The 24722-nt window shown below is 62.0% G+C and carries 13 protein-coding genes; 6 read left to right on the top strand and 7 right to left on the bottom strand.

Annotated features, from left to right (window positions below):
* Positions 1 to 10 precede the first annotated feature (10 nt).
* A complete protein-coding gene (locus FHX76_RS07925; RefSeq protein ID WP_208402467.1) occupies positions 11 to 1216 on the top strand; it encodes an SRPBCC domain-containing protein in 1206 nt (401 codons plus the stop codon).
* A gap of 118 nt (positions 1217 to 1334) precedes the next feature.
* The gene (locus FHX76_RS07920) at positions 1335 to 6725 is read left to right on the top strand and encodes an Ig-like domain-containing protein (RefSeq protein WP_167149579.1); all 5391 of its coding nucleotides are present in this window, start codon (positions 1335 to 1337) and stop codon (positions 6723 to 6725) included.
* A 63-nt stretch (positions 6726 to 6788) separates the two neighbouring features.
* Here FHX76_RS07920 and FHX76_RS07915 read toward each other — a convergent pair whose 3' ends face one another.
* Positions 6789 to 8129: an MFS transporter gene (locus tag FHX76_RS07915; protein WP_167149577.1), complete on the bottom strand. Its 1341-nt coding sequence runs from the start codon at positions 8127 to 8129 to the stop codon at positions 6789 to 6791.
* A 165-nt stretch (positions 8130 to 8294) separates the two neighbouring features.
* Positions 8295 to 8990, bottom strand: a complete 696-nt coding sequence (locus FHX76_RS07910) for a GntR family transcriptional regulator (protein ID WP_167149576.1) — start codon at positions 8988 to 8990, stop codon at positions 8295 to 8297.
* A gap of 148 nt (positions 8991 to 9138) precedes the next feature.
* Here FHX76_RS07910 and FHX76_RS07905 point away from each other — a divergent pair, with 148 nt between their 5' ends.
* From FHX76_RS07905 to FHX76_RS07895, 3 genes are all read left to right on the top strand, one after another.
* Positions 9139 to 9981: a sugar phosphate isomerase/epimerase family protein gene (locus FHX76_RS07905; RefSeq protein ID WP_167149574.1), complete on the top strand. Its 843-nt coding sequence runs from the start codon at positions 9139 to 9141 to the stop codon at positions 9979 to 9981.
* A gap of 8 nt (positions 9982 to 9989) precedes the next feature.
* Complete coding sequence (locus FHX76_RS07900; protein WP_167149572.1) at positions 9990 to 10751, top strand: SDR family NAD(P)-dependent oxidoreductase; 762 nt, start codon at positions 9990 to 9992, stop codon at positions 10749 to 10751.
* Between the two features lie 222 nt (positions 10752 to 10973).
* Positions 10974 to 11648, top strand: coding sequence for a GntR family transcriptional regulator (locus FHX76_RS07895; protein ID WP_167149570.1), 675 nt, complete (start codon positions 10974 to 10976; stop codon positions 11646 to 11648).
* Positions 11649 to 11670: 22 nt separating this feature from the next.
* Here FHX76_RS07895 and FHX76_RS07890 read toward each other — a convergent pair whose 3' ends face one another.
* The 3 genes from FHX76_RS07890 to FHX76_RS07880 form a co-directional block, all read right to left on the bottom strand.
* On the bottom strand, positions 11671 to 12786 hold the full coding sequence (locus FHX76_RS07890) for a mandelate racemase/muconate lactonizing enzyme family protein (protein WP_167149568.1): 1116 nt from the start codon (positions 12784 to 12786) through the stop codon (positions 11671 to 11673).
* A gap of 340 nt (positions 12787 to 13126) precedes the next feature.
* Positions 13127 to 14149, bottom strand: coding sequence for a YeiH family protein (locus FHX76_RS07885; protein ID WP_167149566.1), 1023 nt, complete (start codon positions 14147 to 14149; stop codon positions 13127 to 13129).
* Positions 14150 to 14188: 39 nt separating this feature from the next.
* Positions 14189 to 14986, bottom strand: coding sequence for a ZIP family metal transporter (locus FHX76_RS07880; protein ID WP_167149564.1), 798 nt, complete (start codon positions 14984 to 14986; stop codon positions 14189 to 14191).
* A 62-nt stretch (positions 14987 to 15048) separates the two neighbouring features.
* Here FHX76_RS07880 and FHX76_RS07875 point away from each other — a divergent pair, with 62 nt between their 5' ends.
* Positions 15049 to 16494 (top strand): phytoene desaturase family protein, encoded by a 1446-nt coding sequence (locus tag FHX76_RS07875; protein ID WP_167149562.1) that lies wholly within the window; start codon positions 15049 to 15051, stop codon positions 16492 to 16494.
* Here the strand turns inward: FHX76_RS07875 and FHX76_RS07870 are convergent.
* Together FHX76_RS07870 and FHX76_RS07865 are read right to left on the bottom strand one after the other, a co-directional pair.
* A complete protein-coding gene (locus FHX76_RS07870; protein WP_167149560.1) occupies positions 16487 to 17734 on the bottom strand; it encodes an RNA polymerase sigma factor in 1248 nt (415 codons plus the stop codon). The two genes, FHX76_RS07875 and FHX76_RS07870, sit on opposite strands and share 8 nt — an antisense overlap.
* A 93-nt stretch (positions 17735 to 17827) precedes the next feature.
* Positions 17828 to 24703: an Ig-like domain-containing protein gene (locus tag FHX76_RS07865; RefSeq protein ID WP_167149558.1), complete on the bottom strand. Its 6876-nt coding sequence runs from the start codon at positions 24701 to 24703 to the stop codon at positions 17828 to 17830.
* Positions 24704 to 24722 lie beyond the last annotated feature (19 nt).

The following is a 24722-nucleotide window of genomic DNA, read 5'->3' as shown; positions in this document are numbered from 1 at the left end:
CGAGGAGGCAATGATGATCCAGACTCAGCAACATATTGACGCGGTGAAACGCACGGTGGCGGCGGGCGTCAAAGCGGGGCGAGATACCCGCGAAGTCATCCTCATCAGAATCTTGGCCGCGCCAGTTGGGCGCGTCTGGGAGGCGGTTACCTCCGGCGAGCATATTGGGCGATGGTTCGCCCCTATCAGCGGATCGCTCAGGCCGGAGGGAACCTATCAGATTGAGGGAAACGCGGGAGGCGAGATCTTGTCGTGTGATCCGCCAGGAGGCGTGACACGTGCGGGCTCCTTCTCCGCAACATGGGAGTTTGGCGACGATGTGAGCTGGATTCGCGTCGCCGTCGAGCCGGGAGCCGACGACTCCACCCTGCTCACGCTGGAGCATGTGGCCCACGTTGAGGAAGGCCGGTGGCTTGAGTTTGGTCCCGGCGCGGTCGGGGTTGGCTGGGAGCTTGGCCTCGTTGGTCTTGTCGAGTACCTCGCAAACGGTTCACAGCGCGAGATTCGGACTGAGGGCGAGCGCTGGGCCGGCTCGGAGGACGGGCGCAACTTTATCGGGCATTCGAGCGAGTTTTGGGGCGAGGCGAGTGCGGCATCCGGGACTCCGGTAGACGAGGCGCTCGCCGCAGCGGCGAGGACGACGGCGTTTTATACGGGCGCTGACTCAGCTGAAGCAACAGAGGGCATTGGAGACCTGAGTGAGGCTCCGCTGCTTGATGCTGGCTGGGTTGAGGGAAGCAATCGTTCCGCCGTCGATCTTTCGATTGTGCTTCCCCTTCGAGCCGACGAGCTGTGGCCGTGGATAACCGAGCCGAAGCTGCTGCGTCGATGGTCGCCCGTTGTGCCGGACAGGCCGTTTGTGTCGCTGAGCCCCGTCACCTCGCGCGAATCGCCAGCTGCTGACCCCGTTGACGCGACGGTTGTCGACCTCGAGCCTCCGCACCGGTTGTCACACCGCTGGGGAGGTGACCTGCTGACCTGGACGATTGCGCCCGACCCGGAAAACGAGCAGGCGAGTTCTGTGCTTTCGCTTCGACAGACACTTGGTGATGCCGAGTTCTCGGCAATGATGCTCGCCGGCTGGCACGTCTGCCTTGCCACGCTCAGCGCTCATCTCGAGGGGAAACCTGTGCACCGTGTCGTCGGGGATGACGCGCTTGCGCACGGCTGGGACGGACTGCGTGAGCGGTATTCCATACATTTGACCAAAGAATAACTGTTTCGTAATAGTTTACGAATTGCGGCTGTTTGGCTTGTTATTGGTATCTGTGTATTGGCATACTCAATTCATGTGAGCTCGCGCCGGTGCGAGCGCGATTGGACTGGAGCGCAGCATGAATCGTCCCAATACCCTCGGCCGTAATCGACGACAGAGCGTGTGGGCACGCATTCGGGCATATGGCTCTCTCACCATCATTGGGGCGCTGATTGCGGCAGGTGCCGTCACGATTGGACCTGCTCCTGCTCCTGCAGCTTCGGCAGCGGTCACCACCGGCGTCATCACGAGCACAAACGGTCCGCTGAATCGAATAGCGCTCAACGCCGGGTTTAACCAACAGGTTTGGAATAACTCGATAATGCCGGAAACTGGCACGTTCTTTCCGAAAACTGATGCGAATGGTGCAAGCAATTCATACATCCGAGTGTTTGCCGGCGCAAGCACAACGGCGGCCACCTTTCCCGCAGGAACGCAGAGTTTTGGCGGCGATGGCACCCGCTCAAACCCATACTTCATTCAGACCGTATCAACGAGCACTGCCAGCCCTGCCGGCATCACCGTGACCGAACGGCTGACCTATGTTGAGGGTGACGCGTTCTGGCGTTCCGACGTCACCATGCGCAACACCGGAGCGACCGCGCAAACGCTCAGCTACTACCGCTATGCCGACTGCACGCTTGCCGGCCAAGACAGCGGGGTTGCCGCTATCTCGGCCACCGCGACCGAGTGTCGAGGCACGGCGGGAAACAACGTGGTTATTGCGCTGATGCCTATTACCGAGGGTGCCAACCTGCAGGCGGGGCACTACAGTGCTATCGCCACAAGGGTCCTGAATAACCGAGGCTTGACCAACACGTGCATCGATTCCGACGGGGCTAACCTCGCGGAGAAGTGTGGAACAACATCGCAGGACAACGCCTTTGCTCTGTCCTATCAGTCGCAAGTACTCGCAGCTGGGCAAGAGAAAACGTATTCGACGCTCAGCAACTATGCGTCAACGCCCCCTGCCTTCTCCGACCTTGTCTCTGCAGTACAGGTGCCGACTCCCGGGACGATTCCGGTCGGCTATCAATTTAACTACACGGTCACGGTTCGCAATAACGGACCGGCTAACGCGACTAATGCTTCGGCCCAGCTGCGGGTGCCAACGAACTTTGAGTACCTCTCGGCTACGCCAGAGTCGGGAACCTATAACCTGTCGACGGGAGTCTGGGATATCGGGGCGCTCGCGAGCGGCGAGTCCCGGCTGTTGACCGTGACTGCGAGGGCGCTGAACCAGGGGCAAGGGTCGCTCGGAGTACTGTCGACATCATCGGCCAACATAGACAACACACCGTGTGTGTCGGGGTCAACCGCAAACTGTGGGTCTGTCATCATCGTCACCGTTTCGGGACTGAGTGCGGCTGCTTCGAATTACCGCGTTTCGACCGGGGTGCGACTGGCAGACGGCTCCGATCCTCACACCATCACAGTGAACTTGGTGGCGCAGAATGGCGATCCCGTGAGCGGACAGGCAGCCGGGCTGAGGGCATCCGCTCAGCCGAGCGCGGGATTCACTATCGGCCCATTCACCGAGACCGCCATACTCGGTACCTATACCGCGGCTGTGACCTCCATCAACAGCGGGTATACAGACATCTCGGTCACTGCTCAAATCGCTGGTGTTGACACCGGGCTCGTGATTGCAAACGGAGCATATGCGACAGCAGACTTTATCGCCGGTGATCCGTCGGTCGGTCAAAGCACCGTCACGATTGACGACGGCTACTACCGGCTGGCTAACGGCGACGAATTCCATTCGATAGCTGTTGTGCTGGCAGACGCCAATCAAAACCCAGTGTCAGGAAAAGAGTCGCTGCTCTCTGCCACTGCACCAACAGGTGCCGTTGTGAGTGAGTTTCGCGAGACCGCGACGGCAGGCCGCTACACGGCAATGGTCAGATCAACGTTGGCAGGCTCTCTGCCCATCGCGGTGCTCTTCAACTCGGTAACCCCCATCGGCACGGTTAATGCGCTGTACCAGGCTGGCACCCTCGACCTGCAGCATCCGGGTACCCGCATCGAATTGCTCACGAGCAATCCGCGAATTGCCGCAAACCCGTCGTCGGCGGGTCTGCAAGAAAACGAGATTCACCGGTTCAAAGCGACACTCGTTGACGCCTTTGGCAACCCAATTGCTCATCGGGCGGTGACGTTTAATATGACAGACCTGACGCTTGTGGAATCCTCGGTCAATCCGGCCACGACAAATGCAAACGGTGAGGCGTTTATCAGCGTGGCAACGTCGGCCGCAGCGACCTATTCTGTCACCGCCACGGTCGACGGGTCGTCGCTGCTGAACGGCAGCCCCATCCATCCCGTTGTCGTCCCTGCACCACTCTGGGTGGGGCTCGGCTACACCGTCTTGAACGTATCTTCTGGAGACGTGGAGGCAAACAGTCCGAATACTCATCGCCTTGAAGCCCAGGCGAGAGACCCATTTGGTAACCGAATTTCTGGTGCGTCCGTGCACTTTATGCTCCCTGCCGGGCTTGAGCTTGCTCCCGGTTCTCAGCTTGACGGGGTGACCGACGAATTTGGCTATTTTGTGGCGTACGTGAAGAGCGCGACTCCAGGAGAGTTCTCCGTTGGGGCAACAATCGACAACAACGTCGTGCCCGACCGCACTGTTTCATTCACCGTCGGAGCCCCGTCTCCAGCCGACTCAAGCTGGTCCATCACAACCGCGAGCCCGCAACCGGCGGGATCTCCGTTCGAGGCAACTGTGAGTGTCCGAGATGTTGGCGGAGTAAATCCGGTTGATGGAGCCGAGGTCAGCTTTGTATTGCCTCCCAACGTGAGCATCGTTGAGAGCGCCCCGTACACGACCGGCGCCGACGGCACCGTCACGGTGAAACTGTTGTCTACAGTTGCTGGTGAATACGTTATCCAGGCAGCCCTCGGCGGCACCGCAATCGGCTCGACTCAGACCATCGAGGTTGGTTCGGCGGTGCCAGACCTCAGCTCTGTTCACACGTCGCTTGTGAAGACGAGCTCAAACGTGACGGCGGTTGCCGATGGAGTCAGCTCCCATTCGCTGAGGGCGACGGTTGCTGATGAGTACGGCAACGTCGTAATCGGGCAGTCGGTGACGTTCAACCTTCCCGCGGAGGTGACCACCGTTGGCGGCACGCCTACGACCGTCACAACCGACGGCGACGGTCAGGCATCACTGAGCGTGGTTTCGCTCGTTGCGGCAACGCACAGCGTCACCGCAACGGTCAACGGGTTCGGTGATGTTCAGACCGGGAGCCCAATCGAGCTGACGTTTGTGGCGGGTGCCCCCGTACTCGCAAACTCGACGGTGACGGTAGATCCTGCTGGGCCGCTCACCGTCGGTGATGGCCCGTCAAACACCTACACGGCATCCATCATCGCTCGCGACGCCAACAACAACGTTGTGCCTCGGCAGCAGATGATCCTGACCTCGACGCCCGCGCTCGTGCAGTCGCTCCCCGGCGGGCTGACAGACGAAAATGGTGAGCTCAGCATTACCCTCACGTCGCTCGTTGCCGGCAGCTACACGTTGGCAACGGATATCGCGATCAACCAGGAGATCAACAACTTTGCTATCCCAGTCGTGCGGCAGTTTGTTGCGGCGGCTCCTGATCTTGCCGCCGACGGGCGGTCGACCCTTGGCTCGACCAACGGCATGCTGATCGCGGATGGCGAAAACGAACACACCCTGCTGGCGAGCGTGCGAGATGTGTATGGCAATCCAATCGTGAACCAAAACGTGTGGTTCGATCTGCCGGCCAACCTCGCGACGGCTGGCGGCGAGGCCCAGACCGTTGTGACTGGCCTAGACGGAAACGCGTCACTCAACGTGGTGTCAACCGTCGCAGGCGGGTACGCCGTCGAGGCCTATCTTGGCACCGACTCGTCAGGAAGCGCCATCGCCAACGGTTCGCCGACGACGGTCGTCTTTGGTGCCGGCGTGACGAGCGCTTCTAGCTCTGCACTCACCGTGACTCCCGCTGATGTCCCTCCGCTCGTTGCCGGAACCGGCGCGCAGAGTACGTACACCCTCGTAGCTGAGATTGAGGATGCGTATGACAACCCCATTGTTGGCGCTCCCGTTACGTTTGAGCTCCTCACTACCGATGGCGAACCGGTTGCTGACCAGCCGGTGATCTCGGATGCGACGCCAAACACCGACAACAACGGCGTCGCGACCGTGACGGTCACCTCAACGCGTGCCGACACGTTTGTGGTGAATGCCAGGATCAACGGCGCGACCGGCGAGACGGTCGCTGGAAGCGGCGAATTGCTGAGCTGGAAGCCAAGCTTGGTGACCGCTGAGAACTCAGTGCTGACTGTGACCCAAGGGGTCAAACAGACGGGCGCTGCGTTTAATCACGGAGCCGCTGTTGTCGCAAAGGATCAGTTTGGCAACGTCGTGACCGATCCGGTTGAGGTGCAGTTTGTCGTAGAATCCGGCGCAACAGGGGCCGGGTCGGTGCCAACTGAAGACGGCACGGCGTCAACAAGCATCTCCTCGAACTCGGCAGGAACCTACCTGGTTTCGGCCACAATCAACGGCGACGAGGTGTATCCGGGGCCGTTGCCCGCCGTGTTCGCAGACCTTCCGACACAGCCAACCGTGCATCCAAGCAACGGAACCGTGCTGAGCGGAACCGGCCAGCCGGGGATGACGATTGAGATTACGCTGCCAGGTGGGGTTGTGCTTACGGCGACCGTTGGCGACGACGGTACGTGGTCGCTGACGCCGCCGCTGGGAACGCCGTTTGCGCACGGCGATAGGCTCATCGTTGAACAGGTTGACGAGAACGGATTCCGCTCTGAACCGGCTGAGATCATCATCAACCTTGAGCGGCCGGACGCGCCGGTTGTGTATCCGAGCGACGGTGCGACCATCACGGGTTGCGCCGAGCCAGGTTCAACCGTGACGGTGCGAAATGCGGCAGGGGTGGTCATCGGAACCGGCGTCGTCGCCGACGATTGCAGCTACTCCATCGTGTTGCAGCCCCGCCCAGCCGAGGGTGAGATTATCTCTGTTGTGGTGACGGATGCCGCCGGAAACGACTCGGAACCGCTCCTGGTTCGCATCGGGCTCGCAACGGTAGTGCTTGAGCACGCGACCAGGACTCCCGGCCAGACGCAGGTCGCAACGGGAACCGGATTCCAGCCGGGAGAGGCGGTGTCTGCGACGCTTCGCTCGACGCCGGTAGACCTTGGAACACGAGTTGCGGATGCCAACGGCACGGTCTCGTTCACCTTTGCGCTCCCCGGGTCGATTGAGTTGGGTGCGCACTCGGTGACGCTTGTTGGGCCTCGCAGTGGTTCGATCAGCACCAGCTTCTCGGTGGTAGCGGCCGAAACGGGCGGCAACGGTGGCCTTGAGGTGACCGGTGCCGAGGCATCCGTTGGTCCCATTGCCGTATTGCTTGCTGCTGCGGGTATTGTGCTGCTGACGTTCGCCCGCAGGCGTTCGCTTCGACCGTAGGAACACAGCAGCGGCGGCCCCGCAGATGAGGTGAGGGCCGCCGCCGCTAGTGTCTGGATGTGCCTAGTTGCTCATCGCCGGTTGCTTGGCCGCGGCGATTTCGCGCTCAACTTCAGCACGCCGTGCTGGTCCCCAGGTTTCTTGGGTGACGAGCGCCGCGATGAGTCCGACGAGGCCAAACACGCTGAAGAGTACGGCAGGGCCCATCCATCCGTAGGCGGCGAAGAGCCCAACGGCCCAGAAGGCGGTGAAGCCGGAGACGACCGCCGAGAGTTGGTATGCAAGCGAGGCGCCTGACGAGCGGGTTGCGGTGCTGAACAGCTCTGCGAACCAGGACCCCTGCGTTCCTGAGAGCGAGTTCTGGCAGACCGCAAAGCTCACCACGAATACGGTGATGATAACGGGAAGCGAGCCGGTGTTGAGCAGCAGGAACATGGGGATACCGAAGAGCACCATCACGCTTGTGCCGAAGATGTACACGGGCTTGCGGCCGACCCTGTCGGTCAGCCAACCCCAGAAGAGGGTTGCTGGGAACCCGACCAGCGCCGCGATCACGATCGCAAGGATGGTCTCCGGGCGCTCGGCAATGCCCTCGTTGATGAGGTAGGACGTGACGTAGGTGATTGCGACGGCGTAGCCGGCGGTCTCAGCGACGCGGAGCGAGAACGCCCGAATGAGGTTGCGCCAGTCGTTCTTGATGACGTCGCGCAGCGGGTTCTTCACGATTTCGCCGCGTTCCTTGACCACCTCGAACTCAGGTGATTCTTCAACCTTGAGCCGAATGTACATACCTGCACCAACCAGAACGGCGCTGAGTAGGAACGGCACGCGCCAGGCCCAGTCGCCGGGGAGCCCAGCGCTCGCAAGGAATGCGACGTTTGCGAGCAGTAGGCCGAGCGGGAAGCCGGCTTGCGGCACGGCCGTGTACTGTCCCTTCTTCTTCCACGGGGCGTGTTCGAAGGTCATGAGGATGGCGCCACCCCATTCCGCGCCGAAGGCGAGGCCTTGGATTACGCGAACGGTGACCAACAGGATGGGGGCGAGGACTCCGACGGATTCGTAGGTTGGCAGCACCCCGATGAGGAAGGTTGCGATGCCCATGATGAGCAGCGAGCCGATGAGGACCGGCTTGCGTCCGATCTTGTCGCCGAGGTATCCGCCAACGATGCCGCCGAGCGGGCGTGCCGCGAAGCCGATACCGAGCGTAGCGAACGAGAGCAGGGTTGCCGAGAGTGGGTCGGCGTCAGGGAAGAACGCGTTGCCGAAGTAGAGCGCCGCGGCCGTGCCGTATCCGATGAAGTCGTAGTTCTCGATGGTGGTGCCGACGGTGCTCCCGATCGCCACTCGCTTTCGGTGCTTTGTTCCCTCGACGGGAACGCTGCGGGCCTGGATGTCTGTTGTCACTTCTATCTCCTTTGATAGGCGCTGCACGGGAGCTGCCTCAATATCGCTAACGATTCTACTGTTAACAATAGAACTTTGTCATGCGGATAGGGAAAACTCCCTTCATTCAGGGGGAGAAATCGCCTCCCGTGGAAGCATGCTGGCGGAAAGGGTTTGGTGATCTGGCTATTCTGAGTCCGCAGACTGCTCCATGCGTTCGAGAATCCGGTCCGCGGCGATGCGCATGTGCTCTTCGAGAAACTGCTTCCCTGCTTCCACATCGCCACTCTTGATGAACTCTACAAACGGGGCGTGTCTGGTGTGGGCCATGTTGTTGAGCGCGGTCTCCGGGCCGGCCGCGGTGATGGCGGCCCTCGCAAGTCCAGAAACATTGAGCCACGCCTGGAGGAGGGTGCCGTTGCCGCTTGCCGTGCACAGCGTTTCGTGGAAGGCGAGGTCGGCGTCGATTTGTGCGGCGAAGTTGTCCTCGGTGTCCTTGAGGCGGTCGAGCATCGTGAGCATGTCGTTCACGATTTCGCTGCGGTCCGGAAGGGCGCAGATTTCCGCGAGGGCGAGGGATTCGAGCGCGGCGCGGACGGCGAAGATCTCTCGGACCTCGGCCCCGCTGACCTTGCGGACTGAGAGTCGGCCTCGGGCGTCGGAAATGAGGAGCCCCTCCTGCTGGAGGTGGCGAAGCGCCTCGCGAAGGGTGCCGCGACTCACACCAAGGGCGTCGCTGAGCTCAATTTCGGCGAGGTGGGTTCCTGCGGCGAGCTGGCCTGAGCTAATGGCTTCGCGCAGTCGGGAGAGGATTTGCTCTCTTCTGGTCTGGCGGTCGATGGAGCCAAGGCTCTGAAGGGATGCGTTGCGCGACTGAGTCATGGCATCAACCCTACTGCCTACTGTCGAACAGTGAACAGTGGGCCTCGGGGGAATCAGATTTGCGCGCGCACGGGGTTGGGGGTCTAGTATCTAACTGTTGACAATAAGACACGATCGAATGAGATCGCGACCTCGACGGAGAGAACCCATGGGATTTGATACCAGCCGTGTTATCTGCTCGACCATTACGCTCAGGCATTTGCCGCTCGACCAGGCGCTCGCAGCAATCAGTGACCAGGGCTTCACCGGCATCGACCTCGGGGCCCTTCCCGGCGTCTGCGACCACGTGCCCTACGTGCTCGATGATGAAGCCGTTCGCCAGGTTTCCGCAACGGTCAACGCATCCGGACTCACGGTGCGCAGCATCAACGCCGACATCGGCGACCTCAACGCGCCACTGACCCCGTCGGAGCAAGCCGCCCGTGACGAACACCGAGATCGGCTGCTCGACCTTGCGGTTGCAATCGGCAGTGACGCACTAGTGTTGCCCTGCGGATGGCAGTCGCACGACACGATCGTGAGCCTTGAGGCAGACACGGATGCCGTTGCCGAGCAACTCGGCCGCGTACGCGAGGCCGCTGAGCGCCGCGGCATCGAGCTGTGGTTCGAAGCCCCACACTTCCATCGCCTCTGCTTCAACCTCGAACGGGCCCAGCTCATCGCGGCAAAGGTTGACGCGCGCATCGGTCTCATCTGCGATGTGAGCCACATCGTTGCCTCAGGGTCGCAGCCCCCCGAGTTTGTTGAGCTTTTTGGCGACCGCATCACCCACGTTCACCTTCGGGACGCGGAACCCGGCTATATCCACCACAGCATCGGCAACGGACAGGTTGATTTTGCTGCGACGATCGCGGCCCTCGACGGCATCGGATACTCGGGCAAATATTCGCTCGAACTTGAGACTCGAGACACCGAAAACGATAACAGAGCTGCCGCAGCCCGTGTCGCCGCCGAAACCATTTCTACACTCTTCACCCCCACAACCGCCTAGGAGACATCATGAGCACCGAACAACTCACCGCAATCGTTACCGGAGCCGCCTCGCAGCGCGGCATTGGACGCGCAACCGCCCGAAAGCTCGCCCAGCAGGGTTGGGCCGTCGGCATTATTGACCTCGACGGCGATGCCGCTGCCGCCGCCGCATCCGAGATCGCCGCAGAGTTTGGCGTACCCGCCCTCGGCGTCGCCGGAAACGTGACCGACCCGGATTCGGTGGATGCCGCAGTGACCGCAATCGAACGGGCCCTTCCGAGGGTTGGCGGCCTCGCCAACATCGCGGGCATCACCTCGCCGACACGTTTCTTCGAGACCACGCTCGAAGAATGGAATCGCGTAATGACCATCAACGCGACGGGCACCTACATCGTGAGTAAGCGCGTCGCCGCATCCATGGTTGAGGCCGGATACGGGCGCATCGCCAACATGTCGAGCGTTTCCGCGATTCGCGGTGGCGGCGTCTTCGGGGGCGTGCCGTACTCGGCAGCGAAGGCCGCAATCCTAGGATTCACGCGCGCGCTGGCTCGCGAGCTCGGACCGACCGGTGTGACCGTGAACGCGGTCGCCCCCGGTGTCGTGAGCACCGACATTCGCGCCGCATCCTCGACTCCCGAGCTCGAAGAGAAGCTGTCGGCCGACGTGCCGGTCGGCCGTCAGGCAACGGCCGACGAGGTTGCCGCGCTCTTCGCGTTTCTGCTGAGCCCAGATGCCGGTTACCTCACCGGCGCAACGTACGACATCAATGGTGGTTCACACATCTACTAGTCGCCTGGTGTGCAGCCGAGCCGCAGAGCCGTTGCTGAACCCTTGCTGAACCGTCGCAGAATGGTCGCAGATCCACCTAGCCCAAGCGGTTATGGTGGATCAGCGACCATTCTGTTTGTCGACTAGTTGTGTGCGAGGTCTTCCGGAGCTGGGCATCGTTTGTAGGCGAGCCCCTCTTGTAGACTGGCGACATTCTGTTGGCAGCGTTGGACGGGCGGGCTAGTGACTACTTCGAGGCGTGCGCTCCAGCCGCTCACTAAGGCGCCGAGCCTGCACAGCCAAATTCTGGCGCAGCTCCAGGCCGGCCTGCAGACCGGCGAGCTCCAGCCTGGATCGGTGTATTCCGCCCCAGCGCTCGCCGAACGATTTGGCGTTTCTGCCACCCCAGTGCGCGAGGCGCTTCGGGAGCTGGTGCGAGACGGTGCCGTCGAGATCCTGCCGAACTCCGGCTACCGGGTTGTTGAGCTGAGCCAAGAACGCCTCGACAATGTGGTCGAACTACGGGTGCTGATCGAGGTCCCGGTCATGGGGGCGATCGCCGCGGCCTGTGACGCCACGCTCGCGCCTCAGGTTGAAGCGCTTCGGCCACTTGCTCAGGCGCTGAATCTCGCCGCGACCGAGGGCGATGTCATCGCCTATATGGACCTTGATACCAGGTATCACTGCGATTTTCTTGCACTGCACGGCAATCCGGAGGTCGTGGATACCGTGCGCAAGCTCCGTCAGCGAAGCCGCCTGTTTGGTCTCCTTCGCGACGCACAAGCCGGCGTGCTCATCGACGCAACAACCGAGCACGAAGACATGGTCGACCTCGCTCTCGCCGGCGACCAGCCTGGCATGGAGCGGCTTGTGCGCGAGCATATTCTGAAGGCGAAGCGGCAGCGCCTCAGGGATTAGGTAGCGCGGGTATGCAGCTTGTTTACGCTGCCGCGCGGTAGGTAGCCAGGTGCGTGAGCTGTGACGTATCAACGGTGACACCGAGGCCCGGCCCTGCTGGCGCGCTTCCCCTGCCGTTAACCGAGCGAGGCTGGTATCCCGCGATGTGTTCGTTGGTCCAGTCGTTAAAGAACGAAACGTTAAACAGGCTCTGTGGCTGGGTACTTGCCGCCAAATGGCTCACGGCGGCCGAGGTGAGGTCGCCACCCCAGGTATCCTCCATCGAGGTCTTGAGCCCAAGAGACTGTGCGGCGTCGCGGATACGGATGGCATTGGTCAGCCCGCCAACTCGGCTGAGTTTGATGTTGATGGCGACGGCCCTCGCCTCATATTTAACGGCGTAGAGGTCGTCGAGGGTCACGACGCATTCGTCGAGGATGAGCGGCTGAGACATGCTGCGTTGCACGATAATGTTGTCGGCCATGCTGCGGCATGGCTGCTCGATGTAGACGGGGAGGCCGTGCATTGCGTGCGCTGCCTGCACGGCATCGGCAACATCCCAGCCACCGTTTGAGTCGGCGATAACGATGACGTCGTCGTCGTCGTCGACCGTTTCTATCACGGCTCGCGTTCGAGCGGCATCCTCGAGTGGAAGGTTGCCAACCTTGAGCTGGAAACGGCGGATACCCGCATCCATCCGCGCCCGCACAAACGCGGCCATGGCCTCGGGGCTGTCGAGCGGTACCGCCTCATAGAGCGGAAAGTCTTCGTTGAGGACGCCACCCATGAGCGTCGAGAGTGGGAGGCCTGCAGACTTGCCGAGGATGTCCCACGCCGCAATATCGATCGCGCTTTTTGTCGCTTCTTGGCCGAGCAGGATGCCGTCCATGATGGTGTGCAGGCTCGAAATGTTCTGCGGGTCCGCGCCGATGAGCGCTGGTGCGATCTCTGCGATTGCGGCCCTGATTGCGCCGGTAAATGTTGGGAGATAGGTGCCGCCGAGGGGAACAACTTCGCCCCAGCCCTCGAGGCCGTCATCCGTGGTGATGCGCACCGCTGTTGCTGACTGCGAGGTCGCGGCCCTGCCGCCGGACATGACGTACTCGCCGTGTGCGTAGCTGAGGTCGTAGCCGAATACGTCGATTGCGGAGATCTTCATTGGTCCCGCCTTTCTGTTCACAGGTGCGGATACTGTGTAAGTGTACGGTACACGCGCACTGGATGATAGTGGGTCATCCGGCCGCGTCCGCTTCCGCGTCGGCGCCCGCGCCCGCGCCCGCGCCCGTGCCCGTGCCCGTGCCCGTGCCGGCTCCCGCGTCGGTTCCCGCGCCGACGACCAGGGCTGCCGCGGCACCACAGCCATCGGTTCGCCGCTTTTTGCGGTTTTTCGCCCGAAATATCGCAAAAAGTGGCGAACCGATGCTCGATGCTCAGTGCTCGGTGGCTGATGGCCGATGGTCGGTGGCCGAGGTAGAGCCGCGGCACTAGGAGCTTGCGGGCTAGGCCGAGATCATGACCGCGACCCAAGCGAGGGCTGCAATCAGGGCCCACGAGACCAGCCCAACGGCAAGCGCTTTCCACCCGGTGCCTACGAGGTCTCGAAGCCGAACCGCCGAGCCGAGGCCAAAGAGGGCCATAGCGAGTAGCGCGGTCTGCGCGGTGTCGGCTCCCTCAATCACGGCATCCGGAACCGCAACGAATGAGCGAAGCAGCACCGCAGCGATGAACCCGGCCACAAAGAGGGGGACAACCGGCGGGCGCTTGCCGGTTTCCTCAGCGCCGTTGTTGACTCGGCGCACGCGTGAACGCTCAGCGACGGATGCGACGGCCACCATTGGGGCAAGCATGAGTACCCGGGTGAGTTTGACCACGACGGCGACGGCGAGTGCGGCAGGCCCCGCGATCTGTGCGGTCGCAACTACCTGGCCAACATCGTGAACGCCAGCGCCAACCCAGTGCCCAAACTGCAGGTTACTGAGGCCGAGCGGATGCCAGAGAATGGGCAGCACAACGATGGCGAGGGTTCCGCAGAGGGTCACGAGGGCGACGGGAACCGCGGTTTCCTCGTCTTTTGCCTTGACCACGCCGCTCATTGCTCCGATCGCAGAGGCGCCGCAGATTGAGAAGCCCGTCGCGATGAGCAGTGGCTGGTGGCCGGGAAGCCCCATTAATCTGCCGAGCCAGAGCGTGCCGCCGAACGTGAGCAGCACAATCGCAACGGTTGAGAGAATGGTGACCCAGCCGAGGCTCGCGATGTCCCCGAGGCTGAGTTTCAGGCCAAGCAATACAACGCCGAGTCGCATGAGTCGCTTCGCCGACACCGAGAGCCCGGGGGCGAGTGCGCCCGTGAGCGCCGGTCTGGCCGAGGGAAGCTGGCCAACGATAATGCCGAGCGCAACGGCGATTGTCAGGAGCGGCACCGCGGGGAGGAGCGTGTGTAGCGCCCAAGCGAGCAGCGCGGCGGCCCCGGCAGCGAGGATGCCAGGCAGCCAGCGAGGGCCGGTGCGGGTGAGATTGTGCATGAGCCTCCAGTGTATTGCCCTGCCGGCTCCGAGACTGGCCTACCCGAGCTCGTGCAGCGAGAATGCCGTCAAGAAGCCAAGGGTTGCCCAGAGCCCCGTGAGCCTGCGTTCTTCGGCAAACGCCTCTGGGATCATGGTGTTGCAGACCATTGCCAACAGGCCGCCGGCAGCGACCGTCGTGATGACGGCGATGAGTTCGTCTGGGCTGTTGCGCAGTAGCGCGTAACCCAGAAAGGCGGCAGCGGTCGAGATGAGGGCGATTCCGCTCCAGAGCGAGAAGACATACCGAGCGCTCTGCCCTGAGCTCTTCAGCTCCGACGTACTTGAGAGGCTCTCTGGCACGTTACTGATGGCAATCGCGAGCACGATGGGCAGGCTGAGCCCGCCGGTTGCCGTCACGCTCAGACCGAGCACAATTGACTCAGGAATCCCATCGATGAGCGCGCCCATCGCGATAACCTTTCCACTGTTTTCATCGGAGGAGCCTGACTGTCGCCGGTGGGTGACGTTGCGAGAGGAAACCGATTTGCCACGATGCCGGTGGCCCGTTTCGGAGCCGGCTGCCTGGTTGGCGGCGCGTTTGCTGAGCATCCAGTCGGCCCCAACGTAGAGCAGCGCGCCGACGACAAATCCGACGATGGTTGGCAGCAATCCGCCACCATCGTTTGCCTCTTGAACAAGCTCATAGGCGAGCGCCGAGATAAGCACGCCGGCACCAAACGCCATGACCCCCGCAACGACGGTGCGAGGAATCTGCACGAACCAGGCTACGGCCGCGCCGATAACCAGAGTGATCCCGCCAAGAAACCCGCTGAGAGCTGCAAATAAAAGAGGCATACCCCGACCATAGACCTGACCACTCCTTCGGGCGAGCCGCTAGGGTGAGTGCAGGAGGCATTATGGGGGCAGCAACCGTAGTCGGTTCGGGACCAAACGGGTTGGCGGCCGCCGTCACGCTCGCGAGAGCAGGCCTTGACGTTCGCCTCATCGAGGCAGCAGACACCATCGGCGGTGGGCTGCGGACGAGCGAGCTCACGCTCCCCGGCTTCCACCACGACGAATGCTCAGCCGTGCATCCGCTCGCCCTCGCCTCACCGTTCTTTCGTGCCTTCGGCCTGAGCCAGCGGATGATGTTTGCGACGCCGGAGGTGTCGTACGGGCATCCGCTCGACCACCAACCGGCCGCCCTCGCGTTCCGAAACCTTGACCATACGGCAGAACGTCTTGGGGCAGATGGCGACGCGTGGCGAAGGATGCTCGGACCGCTTGTCGATCACGCACCAGCCATCACGCGCTTCACGCTTGAGCAACTTGTGCAGGTGCCGCGGCATCCGGCGGCCACTGCAATCTTCGGCGCACGAGTGCTTGAGCACGCAGGGCCGTTTGGTCAAGCGCGTTTTCACGGGGGTGCGGCCCCTGCCCTGCTCGCGGGCGTGTCGGCACACGTGCCGGGGCGACACAACAGCCTTGCGGTGGCTGGGGGAGGGCTTGCGCTTGCCACGTATGCGCATGCCGCTGGATGGCCGGTGCCGGTTGGCGGTTCGCAATCGATTGCCAACGCGCTCGCCGACGACTTTCTTGCCAACGGCGGCACGATCGAAACAAACAGGACGGTGCGCAGCCTCCGCGAACTTGCCGACCAAGACACCGTCATTCTCGACGTCTCACCTGAGGCGTTTTTGCGGATGGCCGCCGATCGCCTGCCTGCGGGGTACGTCCGTGCGCTCAGGCGCTACCGAAGGGGCGCGGGAGCGTTCAAGATCGATTTTGCACTCAGTGCGCCCGTTCCCTGGGCCGACCCTGAACTGAGCAAGACCGCAACCGTGCACATTGGTGGCAGCCGGGCAGAGATCGCCGCGGCCGAGGCCACCGTCGCCCGCGGGCGCCACGCGGAGCGCCCGTACGTGCTTGCCACGCAGCCTTCCCTCGTTGACCCGACACGAGCGCCAGACGGAAAGCACACGCTCTGGGCCTACGCGCACGTGCCAAACGGTTCGCGCCAAGACCTCAGCGAGCAGGTCATCGCACAGATTGAACGGTTCGCGCCTGGTTTCCGCGACACGATCCTTGCGACGTCCGCCCGCAGCGCCTTCGAACTGCAGCGACACAACCCCAATTCGCTCGGTGGCGACTTCATGGGCGGGGCCGTCTCACTGACGCAGCTCGTGAAACGCCCTGTTGTCTCGCGGGCACCGTGGGTCACGCCGCTGCCAGGTGTCTTTCTTGGTTCGGCATCCACCCCGCCAGGCCCCTCGGTGCACGGGCTGTGCGGGTATTACGCGGCGCGAGAGGCCCTCCAGCGGGTGCACGGCGTTGAGCGGATGCCGTCGCTGGCCCCTAACTAACCACAAACGTGGTGGAGCGTGTGCCCTTCGTTGACTCAAGTGTGATGGTGTACGTGCCCAGTCGGGACGCGGCAAAGACCTGGTCTGAGGTCATCATGGCCTCACTGCCGATGAGTCGGCCGTCAAGGTGATACGTGATGCTGCACTCGTCTCCGCCAGGGTTTGAGGCTAAAAACGTGCCGCGAATGCCTTCGCGATCGTCTTGGTCAAAACGTACGGAGCATTCACCGGTTGCTGAAGGGATGCTCAGCACCTGTGCTGCCTGCTCGCCCTGCCCGGTGTTTGCGATCGCAACCCCTCCGGCAACAACGGCAACGGTTCCGGCCGTGAGCATTGCCGGCATCCCAATGAGCGCTTTGACGCTGAAAAGCGTGCCAACTGAGGTTGCGCTTCCCCCGGTGGTGAGCTGCGCGAGCGACGGGACGATGAGCGAGCCCGCGACGGCAGTCAGGGCAGCTGCAATGCCCTGAGAGGTGAAGCGCAGCGCCATCGTGCTCAGGTTTGCTTGAGTCTTTCGGCAGGCAGCACACGTGAGGAGGTGCTGCGGAAGTGACGAGGACTGCCGACGTTTTGTGCTGCCGATGGCGAGTCGTGCGAGGTCATGTGCGTAGTCAATACACGGCCCCGACGCTGCTTGCGCCGCAACCAACGCGAGCTCGGTGACATATTCTTTGCGGAGTCCATCACGAGCCCGCATATACAACACACTGGCGGCGGGCGGCTTAATGCCGAGCAGCTCAGCGCATTCGGCGACGCTCCGACCCTCTATGTCTCGAATGAAGATGACCTGCTTCCAGCGCTCAGGAAGTCGGAGGAAGGCATGGATGATTTCGCTCTCGCCAGTTTCGAGCTCAAGGCCGGCCTCGTTGAGCTGGGGCTCGGCATCCACATAGTCGCCGATGTTGTCAACGCTTTGCATACGCGACGAATCCCGGTAGTAGTCAGCGGCGTAGTTTCGAACAACCTTCACCAGATACTGGCGGAAGTTGTCGGTCGGTCCTTTTCCCCTTCGGATTACTTCGAGTACACGGGTAAACGCTTCGCTTGCGAGTTCTTCGGCGACGTCGAGGCTGGGGGCGGATGCGCGGGCAAGCCGCAGCGCATCCAAGAAATACAGGTCATAGAGTTCTTTTGCTGCCGCTTGGTCACCGTCTCGATACGCGCTCACAAGCTTCATATCGCCCGCCGAGTAATCGGCTGAGTGCGTACCTAAGGCACTATCGCGGTTTTCCTCTGTCATGACTCCCCAAATCTAGATGTAAAAATGCCTATCGCTTCGGCAACCGGTGGTTGGGCCTCATCACCCCTGAGTTGGCCCAACCACCGCGGATGCCTAGTGCTCGCTCTGGAAGTCCTCCCCGGACTTCCCGCGTCGCGTGTTCCCCTGTGAGGAGAAGCCGAGCCGCAGCCACGCGCCGAGCATGAGCACGACGATCGCTGAGATCCAGAGCGAACCAGTGTCTCCGCCGGTCACTGCGATTCCTTCTGGCGCCGTTCCGTGTCCGCTGCTTGGGGCTGCGGACACGGAGATCGTGACCGCAACCTGGACCGACTGCCCAAGATCATCCGCCACCCGCGCGGTGAAATTCGCAACTCCCGCAAACCCTGCCGCGGGCTGGAAGATCAGCACACCCGTGTGATCAAGCGTGACCGTTCCCTCATTCGGCTGGCCAAACGATTCCGCCGTGAGAGGCTGCAGGTTCTCACCCGTGACCGCGCCGACAGGGTCAACGATGACTCGTTCGGTGCCGTATGGCACCGTGAGGTTGATATTTTTGCCGACCGGCTTTGCCTGCACAATCGCGGTGAAGGTAGCGTCGGCGGTTTGTCCGACGTTGTCGGTGTAACGGACAACGAAGGAGTATTTGCCGGGTGTTGCGTTTCCTGCTTCGTAAATGACCGAACCGAGGATGGCGGTGCCTGCTGCTGGTTGTTCAACGATTTCGCGCTTGGCGACGGTTCCCGTTGTGGTGACGGTTTCGGTGAACTCGATTCGTCCGCCTTCTGCTGCCTTTGATTCTTCGCCGGCCGCGGTGATCTTTGCCTGCACCGTGACGGTGTAGGTCACGGTGGTGACCTGGTCGACGTTGTCGGCGTATTCCACCGTGAACGTGTACGTTCCGGGTGTTGCGCCGGTGGCGTTGTAGGTGACAGCGCCGGATGAGGCATCCACCGTTGCTGTGCCGCCAGCTGGGGCGGAGGTGACCTTGGTGCTCTTCAGTGTCCCTGTTGTGGTGATTTCTGGGCTGAAGACTGCTTCCTTGCCTTCACCGATGGTTTGGGTTGATTCCACGGCGATGACGAGTGGTCCCTGGACGGTGACGGTGTAGGTTGCCGTCGCTGCTTGGTCAAACTCGTCCGTGTAGGTCACGCGGAAGGTGTGGTCCCCGACGGAGGCGTCGCCGGCGGTAAAGACCAGCTTGCCGTCGGCATCCTCGACGACACTGCCTTCATCTGGCTGCTCGACGTTGGTGCTGAGTGCTGTTGATGCGCTCTGGACGTTGCGCGCGAAGGTGTGGGTTCCACCGGTTGCGACGGTGGCCGTTGAGCCGTTCGCGACCGGTTTTGCCTGCACCGTCACGCTGTACTCGATCGTGACGGTTTGCCCGGCGTCGTCCGTGTACTTCACCTGCACGGTGTGGACTCCTGCCGCCGTTTCGGTGCTGCCGGTGTCAAAGACCACCTGGCCGGCGTCGAGCGCAAACAGTCCCAACGCGTTTGCTGAGGTGATGGAGCGGTCAGTGATGTGTGTTGCCGGGGTTACGGCGTCGTCAAATCGCACCGTGCCGAGCTGGCCGGCGGTGGCGGTTTGGGCGCTGCCGGTGAGGCGTTCACGGATGGTGACGGTGTAGACGACGGGTGTGACCTGTCCGTAGGCATCGGTGTAGGCAACGGTGAAGGGGTACTCGCCTGGGGCCGCATTCGCGCCGTCGAAGGATGCCGTGTGTGCGGCAGCATCGAGGGTGACGTGACCGGCAGCGGGGGCCGCCGCGACGCTGACGCCAACCAGGTCGTCGGCCGGTGTCACGCCCGCGGTGAAGGTGTGGCTGCCGTCTTGACCAATGATGACTGTCGTTTCTCCGGTCACCGCGAGAGGTGCGTGCACGGTCACCGTGTGGGTTGAGGTTGCGGTTTGGCCAACGTTGTCGGTGTAGGTGACGACGGTTGTGTAGGTCCCTGCCGGGGCGGAATCCGCCGCATACGTCAGGATGTTGCCGGTGAGGGTCGCCGTGCCGGCCAGTGGCGCCTGGGTAACGACAGCATTCACAATCTGTCCCGTGCTGCTTGCCTGCATGCTGAACGTGAAGGACTGGCCAAGCGCGATATGTGCCGACGGGCTGTTGGTTACCGGCTTCGCCAGAACCGTCACCGTGAAGGTGGCGGTGACCGTTTGGCCGACGTTATCGGTGTAGGTCACGGTGGTGGCAAAGTCGCCTGCACTGTTGGGGGCAACAAATTTCAGGCCGCCAGCGGCAAGGGTTGCCGTGCCATTCGACGGCTGCCCCGTGATCGTGCGATCCGTGATTGTTCCCGTGGTGCTGACCGTTTCGGGGAAGGTGAATGTCTGCCCAACGCCGATCGTTGCGGCTTCGCCGGTTGCGGTGGGGAGGGCCTGCACCGTCACGGTGTAGGCCACCGCCGTGGTTTGACCAAGGTTGTCGGTGTACGTCACCGTGAACGAGTAGTCCCCGGCGGCCGCGGCACCGGCGGTGAACGTCGGCTCGTTTGCGGTGTTAATGGATACGCTGCCGCCAGTTGGCGCGGTGGTGACGGCGACGGTGCTGATGCTTCCGGTCGTGGTTACCGTCGGCGAGAAGGCGTGTGCGTCGCCCATCGGGATGATGCTGCTGGTGAGGCCCGTGACAACCGGTTTTGCCTGCACTGCAACGGTGTAGGTTGCGACGGCATCCTGCCCGAAGTTATCGGTGAACGTCACCGCAAAGGTGTAGGTTCCGGCCGGGGCCGTGCCCGCCGCGTACGTGATCGTGTTTCCGGTAATCGAGACGGTTCCCGCGATTGGTTGTGTGGTGACGGCCCGTGCGGTGATGCTGCCGGGAGTCGTAACCTGGGCTGTGAAGGCGTGGGAGCCGTCAAGCGCGATGATTGCGCTTGCGCCCGTGGCAACGGGAGCGCCCTGCACACTGACCGTGTAGACCTTGGAAAGGGTTTGTCCGAGGTTATCGGTGAACTGCGCGGTAAAGGAGTAGTTCCCTGCCGTCGCGCTGCCCGCGCTGAAGGTGAGCGTGCCGTCGGGGTTGACGGATGCTGTGCCCTGCGCTGGTTGCGTCAGGATCGTGACCGGCGTGGTCGGGTTGAGGGCTGCTGGGTTCAGTACGGCAGGATCAGCCGTTGCCGACTGTCCGAGCGCAATGGTTCCCAGCGCCGTTGTTCCCGTGGCAACCGGTGGGCGTTGCACGGTAATCGTTGCCACGGCGGAGGCCGTTTTGTGCTGCGCATCCGTGATCGAATAGGTGACCGGCACGGTGTAGGTTGTCTCTGATCCTGCCCAGCTGTGTGTTGGGGTCACTTCGAGTTTGCCTGCGGTGTAGCGAACGGTCGCGTTTGTTCCTGCTGGCACGGTTGGTGCCGCGCCAAGCGTCAGGGAACTGCCGGTGTCGTTTGCGAGGACATCAACCGTCGATACGGCATCCTTCACCGTTGCGGCATCTGCCGTGGCGACGGGGAGCGCGTAAACCGTGACGTTGACGCGTGCGGTTGCCCGCTCGCCCTGTGCGTTTGTCCAAGCGTAGGAAAACGTGTCAACATACGAGGTTTGTCCGGCAAATGCGGCTGGCCAGGTTGCCGACGGGGCATAGGTGAACTTCGACTGTGTGCCACCTGCGACTAGGGTAGCGGTGCCGCCGTATACGGGTGCGGTGGACAGCGCGACGGTGTCTGTGCTGTACGTGCTGCCCGCAAAGGTCGGGAACACGAGCGAGTCGTTGCTTGTTACGTTGATGGTGACCGTTTCGCCAGCAGAAACAGCGGCCGTGTCATCCACGAGGGTCGGAGCGTTGAGCCCTTCCTGGTAGAGCACAGTGAGATCGAGCTGAGCTTCAGGCTGAACATCGAGGGCATTTGGCAGGATCTGCTCCCAGCCATCGTGTTTCCCATCAACGAGCGCCACGTTATACAGCCCTGATGCGACAAGCGGAAAGCTGAACGAGCCGTCGGCGGCAACATCCACCCTCGCGACCGTTTGCCCGGCGCTGCGCAACTCAATGCTGTTCGCACCAGTCGACCACGCCTGGTCGGCGGCGGTGAGTGTCTTGGAGAAGTCAAGGTCGCGATAGACGTTGCCCTCAATGAGCGCTGCGGATGATTTCAGCGGGCGCGAGGCACCAGCAGAGGTCACGATGTTTGTGCCGGTTTCTGCGATGAGTCTCGTGGCCACGTTGTTGTTGACCGAGCCGGAAAGCGCCAGCGGCGGAATCCCCACCTCAAGCGTTGCACTGCCGGCGAACTCAGGCGGCAAACCGTTTTCGGGGGTGAAGCGAAGCGCCGTCACTCCGGCGGGGACACTTCCGGTCAGTTTGACCCAGTTCACACCCGTCGCCGCGTGTTCGTTCCCAACCACATTCACCGCGTCTTCAACGTCCTTTGCAGGGTCTGTGGTGTATTCGATAATGACGTTTCCCTGCGCCGCGCTGTCCATCGCCGCCGACACCGACTTCAGCGTCACGGGAGCATCAACGAGGCCCGTGGTTCCGCGCCGGTCGCCGAGGAACGGCAACACGTCAACAAAGGAGGTCTCCAAGAACGTTGACGTCGACGCGTTCGCCCACGCGATGGTGTACGTGATCGACTCGCCGGGGCCAACGTAGCCAGGCTTCACTGTAGTGGCCGTCATCGACGATTTGAACGACGACGAACCAGACACGGTGAGGTTCGCTTGGTAGGTGCGGTCCTGCGCAATGGCCGCAGGGGTGGCCTGCGAGTTGGTGGAAATATCAGCGATGGAGTTGTCGGAAGGGGACTCCATGAGCAGTGTTGGGCTGGCGCTGGTCGGGATCGGGATGCCCATCGCTACCTTAACCGGAAACTCAACGGCGTCAAGGACGGTTGCGTGCCCATTGTAGGGCGCGGGGCCGGCAGGGCCTCCCGGAGCGGCGGGGCTGCCCAAATCCAGAATCATGGATGCGGGGGTGCCGGCCATGCAATCGGTGCCTGGCACGCCTGGCGTGAACGACGTCACGTTGCTCGGCAGCGAGGCCGCAACGGGCTCGAGGCACGCGTTTGGCATCGTAATGGTCGCTTTGACGTTCTTCGCGACGGAATCGATCGAACCGACCGGGCCAACAACAACCGGCGTGAGCTTGAGCCCAACGATATCGCCGCGCTGCGCGTTGCCTGCCGGATACGCGGAGGCAAGGTCCTGACCGGCAACTTCGAGCCACTCGAAGTTTGCGCGAACGAGCGCATCGACGGCCTGCACGTTGCCACCGAGCGGGCTGTCAGCTGACGTACCGTTGTAGGTCGATTTCACGAGCTTTGTGCTGTCACCAAATTGCCAGAACCACGGCAACTTTGCGCCAACCTCGGCGGTCCTACTGCCGGAGGAACGTGTAAAGGGAGTGATAACGCCAAGTGTCCGGTTGGGAAGAATTTCTCCGAGATACTTGATTCGAACGCTAGAGACCGAGTTGATGCCGCCAGCTAACGATGACGGGTCGGTCACCCAAGTGATCGCTGGATCAGCGAAAGATGCCCTTGACTTGCGGTCAGCGTCATTCGCAAACACATAGTCGGTGTATGACAGTTCGTAATCACTTGCCGGAATCGGTGTCGCTGGAATTTGGCCAGCGCTGTAGAAGGCGTCATTCCGTCCGGTGAGCGCCATGACAACTCGTGGTGCGCCATTGAGGGTCAGGAGCGAAGGGTCCCAGGTCACGCTGCCGTATGCGCCAGTGGCGGAGGCCTCTGCAGTATTCGCGTTGAAGAGCCCATTCATCGTAGTAAATGACTGACCAACGGTCACCGGTTCCGTCCCCCTGGAAAAACCGTGATAGTCACCGTACATCAGGGCCGTGGCATTGCCGTTGAGCGTCGCAGAATTGCTTGCGTTCACGACCGCAGTTGAGGACCGAGTGTATGGCAAGCCAGAGCATGTGCTGTGCGGTGCGTTAATGAAGCCAGCTGGGCAGGTGAAACCTGGTTCTTGACCGGGTGCAAATCCTGGACCAAAGTTTGATACTCCAGAGATTGATAGCGGGTCAAACCCCTTAAGTTGTGACTTGAGGAAAAGCGTTTGGTCAGGCGCGACATTTCCAGCGTAGGGAATAAATATCGTGACCCTGAACGCAGCGACTTGACGGACATCGTTGACATTAAGACTTGGCGAGAGGCCGCCAGCCCCTGGATCCAATACCGGGTTGAGATATGAGGTATTGACGTTGTTCGCCGTAATGCTTACTGGAGCGCCGGGGCTCGCCTGAGAGAAGGCATAGGTGCCACCACCCGAATACGTGCCAACGCTCTTCACGATACTTCCTGCGGGTAAATCCATGCCCATGGTGAACTGAGAGGCGAGGGCCTCGTAACCAAAATATTGCGGATTGTTGGCGAGATATGGTGCGCCCATGTAGACCGTAAGCACCTGGCTGATCCCCATTCCCAGGGTTGGGTCAGTGAGGCCACCCGGTGTGCTGGAGTAAATTGCGAGATTTGTTTTGGGTGTTGCCGATGCCTTCACTACCTCGGATGCCGCATACGTTCCGCCGTCAACGGTCACCGAGGGGATGATTGAGGCGCCATTGCCAACCGCGCCAACACGTGCTGCAACAGGGATGGTGAAGCTTCCGCCGTCAAAGGTGCGATTGCACGTGAGGATAGTGCCGCTACCCGTCACCGTTCCGCCGCCAGCCGCGTTACAGACTGAACCAGCTGCGGACTGCGGAGTCCACACCATACCTGCCGGCAGGATCGCCACGAATCGTGAGGTGCCTGCGGAACCCGCGCTCACAACCATGTCCCACGCCACGGTGTCCTGCGTCCGCACGACGCCGTTCTTGACTCCGGTGTCTTTGCCGTCGCCTGCCTCGGCATCAAACGGCGCGGTGCCGTCAGACACGAGGCTCCACGTGACGCTTGTCACGCCGGCAGCCGAAGCCGGGAGCGCGCCCGTGAGGGACATTGCCCCAGCAACGAGTGAAACGATGAGCAGTGCGGCAGCATGCTTGCCCCACTTTTTCCCCAAAAATGTGCTCATTTAAATCTTTTGACCTCTC

It is taken from the genome of Lysinibacter cavernae (assembly GCF_011758565.1).
GTDB lineage: Bacteria > Actinomycetota > Actinomycetes > Actinomycetales > Microbacteriaceae > Lysinibacter > Lysinibacter cavernae.
The sequence above is the reverse complement of the archived record's forward strand: the minus strand, read 5'-3'. Positions and strand labels throughout refer to the sequence as shown.